The 1,860-nt window shown below is 57.2% G+C and carries 2 protein-coding genes; both read left to right on the top strand.

What is annotated here, in order from left to right; genetic code table 11:
* Window positions 1-1,481, top strand: a 1,481-nt coding sequence (locus tag ACH2EH_RS08520) for a hypothetical protein (RefSeq protein WP_395140762.1), incomplete at its 5' end; no start/stop codon positions are given.
* A 36-nt stretch (window positions 1,482-1,517) separates the two neighbouring features.
* On the top strand, window positions 1,518-1,860 hold a 343-nt coding region (locus tag ACH2EH_RS08515; RefSeq protein ID WP_395140760.1), incomplete at its 3' end, for a hypothetical protein.

Below are 1,860 nucleotides of genomic sequence, written 5' to 3'. Positions count from 1 at the left end.
TCGCGGGCCAGCACGATGATGGCTGGTTTGGTCCACGCACCGCCAACGAGAGCCACGGGGCACGCCAGAACGATCCCTGGCCGCAGTTTATTCTCTTTAAAGTCTTCACCCAGTGGCACGAAGCCACAGGCGACCCGCGCATCGTCCCCGCAATGCTCAAGGCGATCCGGCGCATCCACGAAGTGATGGGTGAAACACCTCTTTGGGACTGGGCCAAGATGCGCTGGATGGAGCTGGCGATCTCGATTAAATGGCTGAAAGAGCAGACCGGCGAGGCGTGGCTCGACGATCTGCTCACTCTCGCCGCCGAGCAAGGCTACAACTGGCAGGCGCACTTCGAGAACTTCGAACACACGGAGCGCGCGACCAAATGGACACTGGAGAACCATGTCGTGAATCATGGCATGGCCCTCAAAGAATCACTTTACCGCTCTGGAAACTCCTCTAATGGTTGGTATAAACTTACAAAGTTTCATGGACAAGCCAATGGAATGTTCAGCGGCGATGAGTCGCTGGCCGGACGTTCCCCCTCGCAGGGAACCGAGCTTTGTGCCGTGGTCGAAGCTATGTTTTCTCTGGAGCTGCGTTTCGCAGAAAACGGAGATGTCTTTGATGCCCTTCGTTTCGAGCGGATTGCCTACAATGCACTCCCTGCCACGTTCACCAATGATATGTGGGGGCACCAGTACGATCAGCAAGTGAACCAGGTGCTGTGCACCGACTCTAAGATGAAAGAGGAGACGATCTTCACGACCAACGGGCCGCGCTCCAATCTCTTCGGGCTGGAGCCTAACTTTGGTTGCTGCACCGCCAACTTCCACCAAGGCTGGCCCAAGCTGACAAGCCATTTGTGGATGCAGTGCGCCGATGGCAGCCTTGCCGCCCTCTCCCTCGCTCCCTGCACGGTCTCCACCGAAGCCGTCGCGTTTGTCGTCGAAACCGACTACCCCTACGGCGAGACAGTCACGATTCGAGCAACACGCGGAAGCGCTGACCTGCACTTGCCAATACCAACCTTTGGCGTGGGTAAATCCATCACCCAGAAAACCGTGACACTCACGACATTAGCTCCGATTACGCTTCAGGTTCATTCCGAAATGTATCATTCTCCTCTTGATGCCTATACCGAAACGCGCCCCAGTGGTGGGGTCTCGGTCTATGTCGGGCCGCTGCTCTTTGGGCTGAAGATCGGCGAGGACGTGCGACCCGATGGGCCGGAGCCGTGGGCGGATCGCGAGGTGCACCCGACGACACCGTGGAACTACGCGCTCGATCTGAGCAAGCCGCTCGTGCTGGACAAAGAGACGCTGACCATCACGGCGACGGGGCATAGGGTTCCTGAGTGGACACTAGAGAAACACGCCGCCAGACCACTGCCAAAATCACCGGTTGCGGTCACAACGCCCGCAGAAACCCTCCTCTTGGTTCCCTACGGCTCCACGCTCCTGAGAATCGCGGAGTTTCCCGTTGTCGCCACGTAATCTGCCCAATATCATTGGGCGGTGGTAAAGTAGGGGATGCAGCAACAGCAACGCCTTCCCCTCACCCTCCTGGAGATTGTCGTGGTAACTCTGTGCTTGATCTACAGTGTTCCACTGGCCTATTTTATTATCCTGTCGCCGATCAGCATTACGATGTTCGGTCCCCTTTTAGGGGTGACACTAGGAGGTGCACTGACGCTTCTTAAGGGAAAACGCGCACTCGCACGCGCCTTTCATGCCGTCATCGCGTTCGGTCTCCTTGCAGGCAGCCTCGTTCTTCTTGGGATCGTCCTCGTGTGCGACAAACGCGACAACGGATATTTCTGGGGATCTCTGTTCACGCGTATCGTCGCCTTTCTTCTTTCCCTTCTGCACAGCG

The sequence above is a fragment of the Armatimonas sp. genome, assembly GCF_043760365.1.
Lineage (GTDB): Bacteria > Armatimonadota > Armatimonadia > Armatimonadales > Armatimonadaceae > Armatimonas.
This window is presented reverse-complemented; position numbering and strand designations above follow the sequence as displayed.